Here is a 14,433-nt window from a genome sequence, read left to right as displayed (position 1 = left end):
TTAAGTTCCTTGCAGTTGGAATTTTTCCCCTTTAGTGGGATCTGTCCAGTCACAAGCATAGCCTTTTGTGGCGGGTACAAATTGGTTCCAGGGAACGGGATCAACGGGGCCTTCTGTTGCCCAAACAATGTCAAATAATCCATCATCTCTCACCTGTCCAATTCGCACAGTTTTAGAAATATGATGGTTAGGGAACATCGTAACTTTGCCTTCGGGAGCATCCAAACTTTGACCCACAGCCGCTAATCTAACCTTTTCTAAATCATCAGCAGTTCCCGCTTTTTCTACGGCTTGTTTCCACAAATAAACCATGATATAAGCGGCTTCCATTGGGTCATTTGTTACCCGATCTTGTCCATATTCCGCTTTAAATGCTTCTACCCATTTTTTATTTGTAGGAGTATCTACGGTTTGGAAATAATTCCAAGCGGCATAGTGACCGAGAAGGAAATCCTTACCAATTTGTCGCACTTCTTCTTCCGCAATACTCACCGACATCACGGGATATTTATCGGGGGTCATTCCTGCCCCTTGTAACTGTTTGAAGAAAGCAACGTTACTATCTCCATTCAGACTATTAAAAATTACCCCTCCATCGGGTAAAGCCTGTTTAATTTTGGTAATAATTGGGGTAACTTCCGTATTCCCTAACGGTAAGTAATCTTCCCCAACCGTTGTTCCACCAATAGCGGCTAATTGTTCTTTAATAATCGTGTTAGCCGTGCGGGGGAAAACATAGTCTGAGCCGACTAAGAAAAATTCTCTCCCTTTGTTGTCAACTAACCATTGAACAGCAGGTTCAATTTGTTGGTTAGGAGCAGCCCCGGTATAAAAAATGTTTTTAGAACATTCTTGACCTTCGTATTGAACCGGATACCATAACATATGGTTTTTGGATTCAAATACATCTTTGACGGCTTTACGACTAGCAGATGTCCAACACCCAAAAACCGTTACTACTTTATCTTGATCAATCAATTTTTGAGCTTTTTCGGCAAAGGTCGGCCAGTCAGAAGCCCCATCTTCAATTATCGCTTCAATTTGTTTACCGAGTACGCCACCATTGGCATTAATTTCTTTAATTGCTAATTTTTCGGCTTCAACAACGGTGGTTTCACTAATTGCCATAGTTCCACTCAAAGAGTGAAGAATTCCCACCTTAATTGTATCGCCACTTCCTGTACTGGTACTTGCTGTTGTTGCTGTTGGGCTGGCGTCACTGGTTGGCGTTTGACTCGTGGTATTAGTTGCAGAGTTGGCACAACCTTTGAGGAAAAAGGTGCTTCCAAAGGCTGCTGAACCAAAAACTAAGAATTTGCGTCTACCTAATCTTTTTTTCACGATGACTATTTAGGTATTTAACTTAAAAAGTTGGTTTGAGAATAGGTCATTTTCTTTACCATCTCCGCCAACTGTGAATTGGTTGAATCGAAACATCGAGTAGTAGATAAAAGCGCTTAAAACTTCACGATTTTCTGCTATTCGATGAAGATATGGTTAGAACAATTTCCCATTCAGGTTTTGTATACTAGAGGAATTTCACCGAGTAAATTGTAATCTACAATACAAAATATCCAGAATTAATCAAAAATCAATCATATTAGCATAGATATTTTATTGAAATCTAAAATTTAAGATCAAGAAAATAATGGGAGTACAATTTCCAATTGCCCCACTACAAATTAAGAGGTTTGTATTAATAACCTCTTGCCTATTCAACAGTTGCATTAGAAGTATGCAATTTAAGGATTATACAGCATCGGTTAACCCAAATTTTTTTAGATTTTTTTATTCCCCCCTACACCTCACACCCCACATCCCATAAGCTTCTTCACCCCGCACCCCATACCCCCCTGATGGGTTACTCCCTGCTCCCCAAATCCTGAAGATCGAGGGAAGATAAAGACACAAAGAAGTGGTTAAGTCTTTATGCACATCTACCTCAACCGCTTCTGGTCTACCGTGCATCCTCCAGAGTGTGATCAGGTTTTAACAACCCTGTGATCCTTTGTTCCGTTCAATTAAAGCATCTATTTTGATCACCATCAGGGGCCATTTCATGAAAAATATTATTGTTGTTTTAGGACTGGTTGCGTCTACCAGTTTCACCGTGTTCTCGGTTGCTGCTGCTCAGGCAATTCCGTCCAAATCTGAGGTTAATCAAATCCAACTAGACCGTTGGACAACACTGAATGATTACACCGGAAATAATGAGGATGGGGAACCGGAAAAAGTCGAGACTAAAAAATCTCAATAAACGTCTTTAACCCTTCTCTAACGCCAATGGACTCCTACACCAATGCGATCGCAACCTTGCCGTTTGGCTTCCTGTAGAGCTTCTTCGGCAACGGTGATCAAGGGATTTGGGGGGAGTTCAGGCTGAGGAATGACCGTAGCCACCCCTAAACTCAGGGTCAGGTAGGAACTGATCTCGGATTTAGGGTGGTAAATTTCTAGTTGTTTAATTTTAGCTCGGATTAATTTGGCAACTTCTATCGCCCCAGCACTACTGGTATGGGGTAAAAGGACTGCAAATTCTTCCCCACTATAACGAGCAATTAAATCCGCCGGACGCTTAATACAATCGATCATTGTTTTAGCCAGGGTTTGTAAACAGATATCTCCCTGTTGATATCCATACACTTCGTTATAGCTCTGAAACCCATCCACGTCCCCAATAATTAAGGATAAGGGCATTCTTTCGCGTGCTAAACGTTGCCATTCTCTGAATAAATATTCATCAAAATAAGGACGGTTTGCTAATTGAGTTAAGGTATCAAACCGACTCAAATAAGTTAACTGTTCTGTTGTCGTTTGTAACTTTTGGCTAATTTGTTCAAGTTTATATTCTAGCTTCTGGCGAGTCGAAACCTCCTGCTCTAACTGAATCAAGGAGTCTTCCATAACCTTCTGGCTTTGACGATAATCCCAGATATTTTTAACTCTTAAAATAATTTCTTCAGGATAAAACGGTTTTCTAATATATTCACAATAAAAGTGATTTTCTAAAGAAATTGAACAGCCATACTCTGGAAATGAGATCAAGAAAAAAATAATAATATTCTGTTCTTTCGTCCGGTAAAAGTCAAAAAAAACGTCAAAATTAAAATCGTGATTTTGTTGTTCTGAACAATCCCAAAAAACAATATCAGGAACCTTGAGATCTAACTCTTTTAAAGCTACAGTTCCATTAAAAGCGGTTCTAACCTGATAATTTTGTTTACCTAAAATTCGAGATAAAATTTGTACATCCTGGTCATGAGAATCAACAATTAAGCAATCTAATACCGGAGACACTTCGGGAGGCAAAATCATAGGTTTAATCAGATGGAATAGAGTTCAAAAACATCAGGTTTGTGATTCAGCAAATGTATCTTTAATGCTCATGAACTCATCGATAATCCAGAACTCCCTGATTGACCCTTAAGATTGCACCCACGAACTCAGGATCAGGGAAAATAGTTAAAGCCGATCTTGATTTTATCGTTTTCGGGATCAGACAAACATAAAACCTCTGGTTGCTGCTAATCTAACGGGACAGTGTACGAGGAAGTTAGACAGTGACCCTCAAAATTCTATCTTTGAGTAATGGTCATGGGGAAGATGCGATCGCTGTTCGGATTTTACGAGAACTCCAACACCAACCCCATCCCCCAGAATTAGCGGCTTTACCCTTAGTTGGGCTCGGACAAGCCTATCGTCAACTGGACAATGTGCCGATTATTGGCCCGGTAAAATCTCTGCCTTCTGGGGGGTTTATTTATATGGATCAACATCAACTCTGGCGGGATCTACAAGCCGGGTTATTTCCCTTAATTATTCAGCAATATCAAACCATTCGCCAGTGGGTGAAACAAGGAGGAATAATTCTCGCCGTCGGGGATATTATTCCTTTATTTTTAGCTTGGTTAAGTGGGGGAAATTATGCTTTTATCGGAACAGCTAAATCAGACTATTATTTACGCGATGAACAGGGAAAATTACCGTTAACTGGAATGTGGCGATGGTATCAATATTCTGATTCAATTTATTTTCCTTGGGAACGCTGGTTAATGAAGAATTCCCACTGTTTAGGGGTATTTCCCAGGGATACCATAACAACTCAAACCTTACAAAAATATGGAATTCCGGCAATTGATTTAGGAAATCCCATGATGGATAATTTAGAACCCAATATTTATAATTATACTATTGATCAACTCCAGATTGAAACACAGCGATCGCTATTTATGACATTATTACCCGGTTCTCGCTCTCCCGAAGTTAATCGGAATTGGGATATAATCTTACAAGGAGTAGATGCAATTATTCAAAGCTCGATCCGATCAACAGAAAATCCGATCCCTAGCTATCAAAATTTAGTGTTTTTAGCTGCGATCGCCCCTAGTTTAGACCTGCAACCCTTTTGTCAATCTCTCACGCTTCACCAATGGCAAGAAACCCCAGATTTAAGATTACCTAATCTTAACTTTCCTTGGGGTCACGGAGAATTAACTTTTTTGAAAGAAAAAGCTATATTAATCTTGACAAATCAGGCATTTAATGATAGTTTAGCTTTAGGGAATATTGCGATCGCTATGGCGGGAACTGCAACAGAACAATTTGTCGGATTAGGGAAACCAGCGATCGCAATTCCGGGCAATGGGCCACAATTTACCCCCACCTTTGCTAATAATCAACAGCGTCTATTAGGGCGATCATTAACGGTTGTTCAAAATCCTACAGAGATTCCTGAAATGTTGCGATCGCTGCTGCTTAATTCCGAGCAATTAAAATTAATTGCAGAAAACGGGAAACGTCGCCTCGGACAACCAGGCGCAAGTCGTCGCATTGCCCAATATTTATCGTAGTAAGCCCTTCAGGGCTTAATCCCTATTTGCTGGTAAATTTATTACTCATAATTGAGATTTATGAAATAGCCCTGAAGGGCTTACTACCAATATTTATCGTAGTAAGCCCTTCAGGGCTTAATCCCTATTTGCGGATAAATTTATTACTCATAATTGAGATTTAGGAAATAGCCCTGAAGGGCTTACTACAAATAGCTAATAATCAACATTAAAATTCCAGATTACTTTTTTTGTGGCGATCGCACATTAAATTAACCTTAAGTAACGTGCCTTGAGAATTTAATGCTAAAATGTTTGAGGGCTGTCAATACCTCTGGCATTATGGTTATCGATCCTTTTTCCATGATTCTGTTGCCCGTGATGATCAACATCTTCACGGCTCCCCTTGATGTCAAAGTTCTCTTAAAGAGGCTTAAAAATCGGGAAAAGCCCATTAATCATGATTTACAAAAGGCGATTAAGATTGCTTATTTGCAAGCGTTACTAGAAATTACCCAAGAGTTTAAAGCGGGAAGAATTGAGTCATTTCGCCTTTATTTACCGACAGAACTTGATCAAAAAATTGAATACTGGAAAACCGAGTTAAAACAGGTAGAAAATGCCAAAGACGAGACAGAAATATCATCTCCATTGCAAGACACAGCAGAAATTGAGCAACTATTGCTATCTCATGGTCAACCGATTGGCGATCGCCGCCAAGAATTAGAAACCCGATTAATTAGCCAAACTTTAGAAGGAATTACTGACATACCAGCAGATTATCATAATCAAATACAGACTAATTTATTTTCCAGAATATACGCTCATTTTGTCGAGCAATTAAAAATTAATGACCGTGCCTATAGAGCTTTTGAATTAGAATATTTACCAGCCATTAATGCCAGTTTAACAGAGATTGGGATTGGACAAGAGCAAGTTGCTTTGACGATGACAGATATGCTCTCAGTGGTTAATCGTACTGACCAAAATGTGCAAAAAATTATTGAGATTCTCAACCCCAAATCATTGACGTTAGAAGATTGGCAAGAAATTTGTCGTCAAAACCTGCCGCAACAAAAACAACTCACCACTAACCCCTTTTCCAACGCCAACGGGGTGACACCGCAACTGGATGAGATTTATGTTCCTTTAGCAATTGTTGAAAGCAAACCGCCCAAACTTCCCTCAAGAAATCAGCCAGAAGAAAAGGAAGAAGAAAAACTTATTCCCATTGCGGAAGAATGCTTTTTTGAAGATGTATTGCGACAAGGGAAAAGCCAAATTAGTCAAGGGCGAAAAATTGCAATTATTGGTGAACCGGGTTCGGGTAAAACCACGCGGTTACAAAAAATTGCTGATTGGATTTTAAAGCAAGATTTGGGGTTGCCAATTTGGATATCTTTGGCAGATTTAACCCAACCAACAATACCCCAACATATCGAAGAAATCTGGCTGAAACAAACAGGTAAAAGCCTCACAATTGACGAACTCACCCAACAGAAAGAACGGATTTGGTTATTGTTAGATGGGTTAGATGAAATGACATCAAGGGTAGAAACCCGCCATGTTTCCGCACTGTTGGGGGGATGGGTGCAAGCGGCGCGAGTGGTGGTGACTTGTCGGGTGAATGTTTGGGAAGCGGATAAGAATGCTTTTTCGGGGTTTGATGTGTTTCGCAATTTGGAGTTTAACCCGGAACAGGTGACGGACTATATTTGCCGTTGGTTTGCAGGGATGGGGGATGCAGCGACGGGGGAGAGTTTAGAGGCGGCGTTAGCACAGTCGGAAAATTCCCGTCTCAAGGAGTTGATTCAGAATCCCTTGCGGTTGCGGATGTTGTGTCAAGAAGTATTAAGACTGCAACCTGAAGATGTTGTTGATCCTGAAAAATGGCAGGTTGTTATTCGAGAAGTTAAGCGCAAATCTTTCCCAGACATCGACGTTTTACGAAATCGAATTAATCTAAGTCATCTTGACTGTCATAACTTACCTCCTCAACCAAATCCATTTATTGGTCGTCAAGATGACTTATGTAAACTCATGCGTTTGCTTTCAGCCGATCATCCTGCAAATATTATTCAAGTTGATGGTATCGCTGGAGTGGGAAAAACTGCCTTGGTTTTAGAGGCAGCATACTGCTGCCTTGAGTATAAGCTTTATGGAGAAACGCAGAATCCTATAATTCAAAATTGGAATTCAAGCTGTAAAATTCCTCAGTTTGACCTCATTATTTTTGTTTCAGCGAAAGAATCTGAGTTGTTAAATGGCAACTCGGTTACAAGGCTTATGGTATCTAGAACTCTTCAAGAAATTTATAGAACCATAGCTCATATTTTGGACGATCCAATAATCATTAACATGGATATCAATAACAAAAACAATGATTATGTTTCAATAATTAAAAAATCTCTCAAAAACAAAGGTAATGTCCTGTTAATTGTTGATAATTTAGAAACAATCAAAGTATCTTGGCTTAGTCATCTAAGTGAGATGTCTATGATCAAAGGAGATTATTCAACTGCTGTTAATACTATGTCCCGTCGAGGAAGAACATTACTTTTAATGGGAAAACCTGAACAATTGAGAGACGCAGAAAAGCTGCTACTGAAAGCTTGGGATTTACGCCAGTATGCCAGCTTTGAAGATTTAGATTATTTGCTCAATCACTTAGCGGGATTGTTTAATCGTCTAGAAAGGTATGAAGATGCTCATAAGTGGCTGGATATTGAACAAGAAAATCTATACAAAAACATTAATTTATCCGAACGGGAAAAGTCTAAATACCAAATTTACATTGATCGGGAACGAGCAGAATTATTGTTTATGCAAGGAAAATATAACGAATCAAAATTGTTGTGTGAAGCAGTAATCAAAAACACGGATGGAATAGAAAATGGCTTACGGAATGCTAATTATGCAAGAAGAATTTTAGCGGATATTGCTATCAATGATAACCAATTAGAACGTGCAGAAGAATTATTACAAATTGTTTATGAAGAGGTCAAAGCAAATAACGACAAAAGGCGAATTGCTTACTGCAAAATTTCTTTGGCAAAATTAGAAAAAGCAAAAAATCAACTTCCCAAAGCAGTTGAATACATTCAAAAGGCGTTAAACAATTTTGAGTATTTAGGAATGATGAGAGATTATGCTCAAGCTTTATCTCTACATAAAGAAATTCGCGAGCAACGGAATGAGTGATCTCAAATGCCACACCTTCTACTCTCGTGTTATAGCAGAACCAGTTAAGGAAGCGAAACCTCAAGGTTTTAGCCAAACTTTTCTGGATTCTCTCACTCGCTTCGACGCTACAATTTGCGTTATCACCGACTCACCCCATCCCACCATTCCCACCTTCTCACCCCAAGATCCCCACCTAATTCAAACTATTATTACTTGGTTACAAAGGACTATTTTAGAATCTTGATAATCTCAATTTTCTCTAAATTTAGGACATACTTCAAATGCTAATTGTGAACGATAAAAACAGACATCAAACTCCAGAAAAAAGTTTAACTGACCTAAAATAATAGGCGGATCGTTAGATTTAGCCCAAGCAAAAGCTAAACGAACAGGTGGAAAATCGCTAACCTGTCCCACAACGGCTAAACCCCTTGCTTCCACTGGCGCAAGATTACCTGCTAACGGAATTGAAAGCGTTTGCTCCTCCCAAACGGCTCCTAACGCTAAACCAACATGGTACGGTAAAATATTAAGACTCGCTCCCGTATCTAACAAACCAACAACTTCTAAAACACAATCGTGATAGCTTAAAGTTATGGGCACACAAGGAAAAACATTAGCCTCTCCTGCTTGATTCCTGCGTTCGATAAAAGAAAATCGTTTAGCATTTCGCATTTTCTTTCGCTTCTTCTTGTTCTAATAAGCTCATTAATTTCTGAGCCGCGTCACCATAATCATAAGGCGACCAAAGACGATAAACCACGTCATTATCTAATGATTTTAAACCTTCTTCTTTCGCCAATTCGGTCGTTAAAAACTGCATCATTTCAACCTTCTCAGCAGGGGATAACTGTCGCAGTTGCGCCAATAATTCGGGATTTGACATAAAACAACCTTAAATTCATTTTTCTATCTTACCACTACTCCAAAGATTTTACCCCACCCTCCAACTCCTGGTGCATCGACGGTAGCAAAACTTACAATTAACTAAATCTATCAATAAATATATCGGGAGTAACAATTTTTACTGCTTGAAAAGGATTTAATACCAATAAATCCAAATCTCCCGTAACAATTATATTGGCATTACCACTAACAGCTAACTCTAAAAACTTATTATCTTTTTCATCTCGACAAACGGCAATTGTTTCTGTAATAGAGACTAACTCGGAGGTGCTGATAAATTTCAGCAAAAATACCTGTCTGTCTTCCAAAGAAAGATACTTGTTAAACTTTTTACGATTCAAAACTTGCTCTAATTCATTTAAAGTTGCTTCAGAATATAAAATTATTCCTTGCTTTTCTGCCAATTCAATCGCCCGAAAGGGGACTGAATTTTTAAACAGTAAAGCACTGATTAAAACATTCGTATCTACGACAAATCTATTCGTCATTATCATCCGCCAAAATTTCTTGTAAAATTTCTGGCGTTAAGCCTCGCTGTTGTGCCTTATCAGAAATTTCTGCCATAACTTCAGTTAAAGTTTTATTTTGTAAATTTCCTCTCAAAAACAATTGAACAATGTGGCTTAACTGTTTGTGAGTCTCAGAAGTAGCCCCTTCAAACGCCATCTTAATATCTTCATCAACTTGAATCGTAATGCTTGCCATAGTCCTTATTAATCCTTTGAATATATGCTCTCATTAATTATGGCATAGCGCCACCCCAACTCTTCTGCAAGGACTATTTTAGAAGCTTAATCCATAAAATTTGTTCAAAGCTAACTAATACACATCATCATGGGAGCCACAATATCAACTAAAACAATCAGAGACTCTTCTGATTCTTCATCTTGAGCAAACGTGAATATAATACGACAATCATAAGCGACTGAACAAGACCATAAACCCTCCAAAGAACCTGTTAATTTATGAGATTTTAAAGAGGGAGTAAGAGGATCGATACTTAACAAATTAAGCACATTAATAATCCTGTCGCTCATTTCAGGATTTTTCTTTATAAGTTTTCTAAAAGCCCGTTTAAAGCTATTATCCCAAACTATTTTCATCATCTTTATCATCCCATAAATCAGCAATTAAATCATCCACACTTCCTTTTTTTGCTGTTCCTTTTTTTAAAGACTCTAAAGTAGCTTTAGCATTGGCAGCAATCTCTAAACGTCGCTTTTCAATTCTTCTTTTTTTGATTAGCTCAAACAAATAATCTTGATCGTCAAGAGAGAGTTTCTCAACCGAATCAATAATTTCTTGAAAAGATATAATGCTCATATTTTTTATCCTTTTAGTAGGCACGTTTGAAATTAGTTTATCCTACTTGATTGCTGCATTCGATCAAAGAAAATCGTTTAGCATTTCGCATTTTCTTTCGCTTCTTCTTGTTCTAATAAGCTGATTAATTTCTGAGCAGCGTCACCATAATCATAAGGCGACCAAACAAGATTCAATTAAGAAACCTGGTTTCTGAACCCAGAGACTATTGATGCGTTTCCATGTAAGATCGCAGTAAGCTATTAATCTGGCTTTTATAACCTTGACCTTGAGATTTAAACCACTCTAAAACATCACTGTCAATGGGTAAAGTCACTTCAGTTTTAGTCTGAGAATTGGGCAAACCTCGCCGAATCACTGCCTTGGCAAACATTTCCCGCGTAATTTCTGGACAATCAGAAAAATCAATTTCTTCATCAGTCATCGCATCTAGGCGTTCCCATTCAGTTTGAGAGTTGCTCAAAGTAAATTTGTTGTTCATATCTTGTTGCCTTTCTAGCAGAAATAATGCGGGTAAAATTCTCTCGTTCTGTATGGACAATAACGACAACTTGCCTTTGCAATAAACCAAGAGTCACAAACCTCTGCTCTCCATAATTGAATCGTTCATCTTCAATCGTCACGATGTCTCCCTCAAAAACAATCGGAACATCGATAAAATCAATTCCATGTTTGCGGAGATTGGTAAGACGTTTCTCCTCATCCCACTCAAATTCCATACATTGATTGTCACCCCCTATTGTAACTACATTTGGTCGGTACAGCAACTCATTTTAGAAGATAAGAAACCGATGAACTCTCTTTAGAAACTATTACCGAATCTGACCTCAATCGTAGTAAGCCCTAAAGGGCTTAATCCCTATTTGTGGGTAAATTTATTACTCATAATTAGGATTTATGAATCAGCCCTGAAGGGCTGACTACGGGTTGTGTATCAATATTCAATAATTGACCAATCCAAAACTTGATCAACGGTTAAGTTTAAATCTATCCCTGGTAACACAGGTAATTTAGCTTCTCCCTGTAACAATTGTACCCGTTGTTCTGGCAATACGACTAAAACTGTTGCTTCCACTGGATCAATTAACCATCCTAATTCTGTCCCATATTCAGAACTATAAAGTAAATTTCCTAAAATTTTTGTTGGATTTTGTTGGAGTGACAAAATTTCAATTGACCAATCTGGATAAATTGTAAGCTCTTGATAATTTTCTCCAGAAGATATTACCGGAATTCGATCACAACGAAATACGCTAATATCAGGAATAATAGTCTTTCCCCCAAAATGACAGGGTAATTTTAGGAAAGCTTGAGCGATTTTTTGACGTTGATAAAAACGATTAATGATCTCACAGAGATGGCCTTCTATTAAACAATGTCCTTCTTCCAGAAACTCAATAAAACTGAGAACTTCTTCCTGATGTTCAGGAGGTAAATATTGAATTTTCCTCCTGATGATCTGTTCTAAAGATTCATTCATATCAAATCCAGAGGATTAATCATTGTAGTAAGCCCTTCAGGGCTTAATCCTAGTCATCGCATTGAAAAACCAGGTTTCTGAGACAGTTTTTATTAAAGATAGACATATTTTGTTAGAAACCCGATTTCTGATCCTATTATTAGAAAGAAAGCCCTGAAGGGCTTACTACGAGGCTTAATCCTAGTCATCGCATTGAAAAACCGNGTTCAGAAAATAAAATATCGGGGGGATTTCCGATTTCTAAGGCGGCGATCGCTTCTTTTAAGGTATCCTCTTCACTAAAAAAGGAAAGCTTAATTTGATTCCCCGTTTCTTGTTTCCACTTTTCTACGACTTGCTCGATAGCTTCATCTTGTTCTGGATAATATCCACAATTCAACAATAATAATATAGCAATCCTATTTGAGTTGTATCCAAAATCTGGATTTAAAAGGGAACAGGGAACAGGGAACAGGGAACAGGGAACAGAGGGGAAAAGAAAATAGGGAATAGGGGATAGAAAAAAGTGATTAGCTACCCGATCAAGTATTTGTAGCAAGTATTTAAGGATGGAATAATTATTTAATCATGATTAAAGCAATTTTATTTGATTTAGATGGCACTCTAGCCAATACGGATGTCTTACACTATCAAACCTGGGCAAATGTTTTAAAACAGCACAAAATTGATATTAACCCCAGTTTTTATAAAACTCATATTAGTGGCCGAACTAATTCTGAAATTGTACAGGATTTATTTCCTCAATTTTCAGAGGAAGAAGGGATAAAATTAGCTGATTTAAAAGAATCACAATTTCGAGAATTAGCGATTAATTTAGAACCCTTAGCGGGCTTAAACGAGTTTTTATCTTGGATCAAAAAACAGTCTTATAAAACAGGTTTAGTCACGAATGCACCCCGTGAGAATACCGATTTTATGCTGAAAACGCTGAATTTATCAGATTATTTTGATAGCGTGGTTTTATCCGATGAAATTGGAATTGGAAAACCCGATCCGGCTCCTTATCAATATTGTTTAGATCAATTAAATATTGTAGCAGAAGAAGCGATCGCTTTTGAAGATTCTCCTTCGGGTATTCGTTCTGCTGTCACCGCCAAAATTGAAACCCTTGGCGTTGCTTCCACTCATGATCCAAAGATTTTAACAGATTTAGGTGTGGCGTTTGTGATTGAAGATTTCAAAAGTTCAACTTTATGGGAATATTTCCAAAAAATCGGGGAAACTCCTAATTTCGTTGAGGTTTAATCAAATTTTAAATTCCCCCAGTTTAGACCAAAAGCAATATTGAGATTTTCCAACGATTCCACCAGCCAAGAGACTTTATTTCTAGGGAAAGTAGCATAGTGATTAAATAAAATAGAAAACCGTTTTTCTAAATCTGATTTAACTTTCCGACAAATTAAGACGATTTTTAATAATAAACCGATCGAATGAGTTACCCCTAGGTTACTACTTAAATCTAAAAATACAAAGTGATGGGGTTGTTGCGGACTTTCCACCACCAGGAAATTTAATAATTTGCGACAGGTTCCCGCCATCAGCGTCTCATTCAGTTTCTGACTATCGTTGTGTGAAAGAGTGGCTTGTAATTCTCGATACAAGCGATTATTAAAATGGTTTTTGGCATATTTAGTATCAACTGTATCGCACAAATATTCATAAAATTCTTCTTTAAACGTGCGATAAGTGCGCGTATTTTGACTTTGATTGACAAAAATTTTAGCTAAATCATTATAGGTGTGATAGCCATCAATTTTACCCGAAAAATGTTTTAAGGCAAACTTTAACTTTTTGTCCGTTAATAAGGTGGGGTTTTCAACTCCGGGTAAAATTAATTGCTGTTCCCTAGGAATGCGTTTAAAGGTGAGATATTGAGATAAATCATTTTCAAAGGTTTGTTGGGCTTGTGCTCGCATCTCGCGGATTTCCTGACGTTGTTCATCAGGACTATCATCGGTTAAAAAACAATGATCATATAAATAGGGATAGCGACTAATCAAACCTTCTACATTTTCATTTTTCTGCTCTTTGTTCGCTTGGATTTTTTCCTCAAAGACTTTACTCAAACGCCGGAGAGCTTGGTATTGTTCCGTTTCGGTAAAGCGTTTCACTAAAGAACGTAAGCGCTTTGCTGTCCAACAGGAAGGTAAACCCGATGGAGTCTGTTCAAAACTATTAATCAGTTCAGGAATAGCCCATTGATGCCGAGGTTGTTTGCGCCAACGGTTAATTAAAATATAACAACTACGGTTTAGAACATACTGAAATTCTATATTCGCTAAATCCGAATCAACAATCCGACCTAAAGCTAAACTAACTGCTAAATCCGGGTATTCTCCCCCTTGAATAAACAGATTAAAGAAACGCTCAAGCAGTTGTTGGGGTTGTTCATTCTCCACATAGCATTGTAGATGAGCATATATGACTTGCTCATCTGAAGAATGATAATACTGACTAAACCCCGAACTATTCACGGTAGAACCCCTCTTTTGGTCAGGGATAGGTGGACTGCTGCTACATCGTCTTCAAACCCCACACCGAAATCAAGAAATGGTGCTTGTTTCCTTTGTCATTGGTTTTCCGATTAGTCTGGATTATAGAGTGAGTAACCCAAGCGTTTTTCTCGACAAGATTGCTTCTGGGGGTGGCCTTACTTGATTAACCCTGAGTATAACGTTCTGTCATACTCAACCGACTTCCTCCTGATAACAC

General features: G+C 38.1%; 17 protein-coding genes. 5 read left to right on the top strand and 12 right to left on the bottom strand.

Features of this window, described 5'->3' with window-relative positions:
• Complete coding sequence (urtA, locus tag PL8927_RS21295; RefSeq protein ID WP_197047508.1) at window positions 1-1,341, bottom strand: urea ABC transporter substrate-binding protein; 1,341 nt, start codon at window positions 1,339-1,341, stop codon at window positions 1-3.
• Between the two features lie 718 nt (window positions 1,342-2,059).
• Between urtA and PL8927_RS21290 the strand changes: the two genes are divergently transcribed.
• Complete coding sequence (locus tag PL8927_RS21290) at window positions 2,060-2,257, top strand: hypothetical protein (RefSeq protein ID WP_083625469.1); 198 nt, start codon at window positions 2,060-2,062, stop codon at window positions 2,255-2,257.
• Between the two features lie 17 nt (window positions 2,258-2,274).
• Here PL8927_RS21290 and PL8927_RS21285 read toward each other — a convergent pair whose 3' ends face one another.
• Complete coding sequence (locus tag PL8927_RS21285; RefSeq protein WP_083625468.1) at window positions 2,275-3,315, bottom strand: diguanylate cyclase domain-containing protein; 1,041 nt, start codon at window positions 3,313-3,315, stop codon at window positions 2,275-2,277.
• A gap of 245 nt (window positions 3,316-3,560) precedes the next feature.
• On the opposite strand from PL8927_RS21285, the gene PL8927_RS21280 reads away from it, so the two are divergent.
• From PL8927_RS21280 to PL8927_RS21270, 3 genes are all read left to right on the top strand, one after another.
• Entirely contained in the window at window positions 3,561-4,850 is a 1,290-nt protein-coding gene (locus tag PL8927_RS21280; RefSeq protein ID WP_083625467.1) for a lipid-A-disaccharide synthase-related protein, read from the top strand.
• Window positions 4,851-5,171: 321 nt separating this feature from the next.
• The gene (locus tag PL8927_RS21275) at window positions 5,172-8,030 is read left to right on the top strand and encodes an NACHT domain-containing protein (RefSeq protein WP_197047507.1); all 2,859 of its coding nucleotides are present in this window, start codon (window positions 5,172-5,174) and stop codon (window positions 8,028-8,030) included.
• Window positions 8,023-8,256, top strand: a complete 234-nt coding sequence (locus PL8927_RS21270; protein ID WP_083625465.1) for an NACHT C-terminal alpha/beta 1 domain-containing protein — start codon at window positions 8,023-8,025, stop codon at window positions 8,254-8,256. The genes PL8927_RS21275 and PL8927_RS21270 overlap by 8 nt, the downstream gene beginning before the upstream one ends.
• A gap of 5 nt (window positions 8,257-8,261) precedes the next feature.
• Here the strand turns inward: PL8927_RS21270 and PL8927_RS21265 are convergent, their stop codons facing one another.
• From PL8927_RS21265 to PL8927_RS21225, 9 genes are all read right to left on the bottom strand, one after another.
• Entirely contained in the window at window positions 8,262-8,687 is a 426-nt protein-coding gene (locus PL8927_RS21265) for a hypothetical protein (RefSeq protein ID WP_083625464.1), read from the bottom strand.
• Window positions 8,674-8,898, bottom strand: coding sequence for a hypothetical protein (locus PL8927_RS21260; RefSeq protein WP_083625463.1), 225 nt, complete (start codon window positions 8,896-8,898; stop codon window positions 8,674-8,676). Before PL8927_RS21260 ends, PL8927_RS21265 begins: the two co-directional genes overlap by 14 nt.
• Window positions 8,899-8,995: 97 nt before the next feature.
• Window positions 8,996-9,406 (bottom strand): putative toxin-antitoxin system toxin component, PIN family, encoded by a 411-nt coding sequence (locus PL8927_RS21255; protein ID WP_083625462.1) that lies wholly within the window; start codon window positions 9,404-9,406, stop codon window positions 8,996-8,998.
• Window positions 9,396-9,623, bottom strand: coding sequence for a hypothetical protein (locus PL8927_RS21250; RefSeq protein ID WP_083625461.1), 228 nt, complete (start codon window positions 9,621-9,623; stop codon window positions 9,396-9,398). The genes PL8927_RS21255 and PL8927_RS21250 overlap by 11 nt, the downstream gene beginning before the upstream one ends.
• A 110-nt stretch (window positions 9,624-9,733) precedes the next feature.
• Window positions 9,734-10,024 carry a type II toxin-antitoxin system RelE/ParE family toxin gene (locus tag PL8927_RS21245; RefSeq protein ID WP_231506099.1) on the bottom strand — a complete coding sequence of 97 codons (291 nt, stop codon included), beginning with the start codon at window positions 10,022-10,024 and terminating at the stop codon, window positions 9,734-9,736.
• The gene (locus PL8927_RS21240) at window positions 10,002-10,241 is read right to left on the bottom strand and encodes a hypothetical protein (RefSeq protein ID WP_083625460.1); all 240 of its coding nucleotides are present in this window, start codon (window positions 10,239-10,241) and stop codon (window positions 10,002-10,004) included. The genes PL8927_RS21245 and PL8927_RS21240 overlap by 23 nt, the downstream gene beginning before the upstream one ends.
• A 205-nt stretch (window positions 10,242-10,446) precedes the next feature.
• On the bottom strand, window positions 10,447-10,704 hold the full coding sequence (locus tag PL8927_RS21235) for a BrnA antitoxin family protein (protein ID WP_231506098.1): 258 nt from the start codon (window positions 10,702-10,704) through the stop codon (window positions 10,447-10,449).
• The gene (locus PL8927_RS21230) at window positions 10,685-10,960 is read right to left on the bottom strand and encodes a BrnT family toxin (protein WP_083625458.1); all 276 of its coding nucleotides are present in this window, start codon (window positions 10,958-10,960) and stop codon (window positions 10,685-10,687) included. Before PL8927_RS21230 ends, PL8927_RS21235 begins: the two co-directional genes overlap by 20 nt.
• A 215-nt stretch (window positions 10,961-11,175) precedes the next feature.
• Window positions 11,176-11,721, bottom strand: coding sequence for a Uma2 family endonuclease (locus tag PL8927_RS21225; protein ID WP_083625457.1), 546 nt, complete (start codon window positions 11,719-11,721; stop codon window positions 11,176-11,178).
• A gap of 567 nt (window positions 11,722-12,288) precedes the next feature.
• On the opposite strand from PL8927_RS21225, the gene PL8927_RS21215 reads away from it, so the two are divergent.
• Window positions 12,289-12,966 (top strand): HAD family hydrolase, encoded by a 678-nt coding sequence (locus tag PL8927_RS21215; protein ID WP_083625455.1) that lies wholly within the window; start codon window positions 12,289-12,291, stop codon window positions 12,964-12,966.
• Here the strand turns inward: PL8927_RS21215 and PL8927_RS21210 are convergent.
• Entirely contained in the window at window positions 12,963-14,195 is a 1,233-nt protein-coding gene (locus PL8927_RS21210; protein ID WP_083625454.1) for a hypothetical protein, read from the bottom strand. The two genes, PL8927_RS21215 and PL8927_RS21210, sit on opposite strands and share 4 nt — an antisense overlap.
• Between the last annotated feature and the right edge of the window lie 238 nt (window positions 14,196-14,433).

The sequence above is a fragment of the Planktothrix serta PCC 8927 genome, from assembly GCF_900010725.2.
GTDB classification, from domain to species: domain Bacteria; phylum Cyanobacteriota; class Cyanobacteriia; order Cyanobacteriales; family Microcoleaceae; genus Planktothrix; species Planktothrix serta.
Note: the sequence above shows the minus strand (reverse complement) of the source record. Positions and strands in the feature narration are given on the sequence as shown.

Coding starts and splice junctions, on each gene's coding strand:
- PL8927_RS21240 (WP_083625460.1), bottom strand. CDS start 10,241: ATGAGCATTATATCTTTTCAAGAAATTATTGATTCGGTTGAGAAACTC.
- PL8927_RS21290 (WP_083625469.1), top strand. CDS start 2,060: ATGAAAAATATTATTGTTGTTTTAGGACTGGTTGCGTCTACCAGTTTC.
- PL8927_RS21230 (WP_083625458.1), bottom strand. CDS start 10,960: ATGGAATTTGAGTGGGATGAGGAGAAACGTCTTACCAATCTCCGCAAA.
- PL8927_RS21250 (WP_083625461.1), bottom strand. CDS start 9,623: ATGGCAAGCATTACGATTCAAGTTGATGAAGATATTAAGATGGCGTTT.
- PL8927_RS21225 (WP_083625457.1), bottom strand. CDS start 11,721: ATGAATGAATCTTTAGAACAGATCATCAGGAGGAAAATTCAATATTTA.
- PL8927_RS21275 (WP_197047507.1), top strand. CDS start 5,172: ATGGTTATCGATCCTTTTTCCATGATTCTGTTGCCCGTGATGATCAAC.
- PL8927_RS21245 (WP_231506099.1), bottom strand. CDS start 10,024: ATGATGAAAATAGTTTGGGATAATAGCTTTAAACGGGCTTTTAGAAAA.
- PL8927_RS21260 (WP_083625463.1), bottom strand. CDS start 8,898: ATGTCAAATCCCGAATTATTGGCGCAACTGCGACAGTTATCCCCTGCT.
- PL8927_RS21265 (WP_083625464.1), bottom strand. CDS start 8,687: ATGCGAAATGCTAAACGATTTTCTTTTATCGAACGCAGGAATCAAGCA.
- PL8927_RS21270 (WP_083625465.1), top strand. CDS start 8,023: ATGAGTGATCTCAAATGCCACACCTTCTACTCTCGTGTTATAGCAGAA.
- PL8927_RS21255 (WP_083625462.1), bottom strand. CDS start 9,406: ATGACGAATAGATTTGTCGTAGATACGAATGTTTTAATCAGTGCTTTA.
- PL8927_RS21215 (WP_083625455.1), top strand. CDS start 12,289: ATGATTAAAGCAATTTTATTTGATTTAGATGGCACTCTAGCCAATACG.
- PL8927_RS21285 (WP_083625468.1), bottom strand. CDS start 3,315: ATGATTTTGCCTCCCGAAGTGTCTCCGGTATTAGATTGCTTAATTGTT.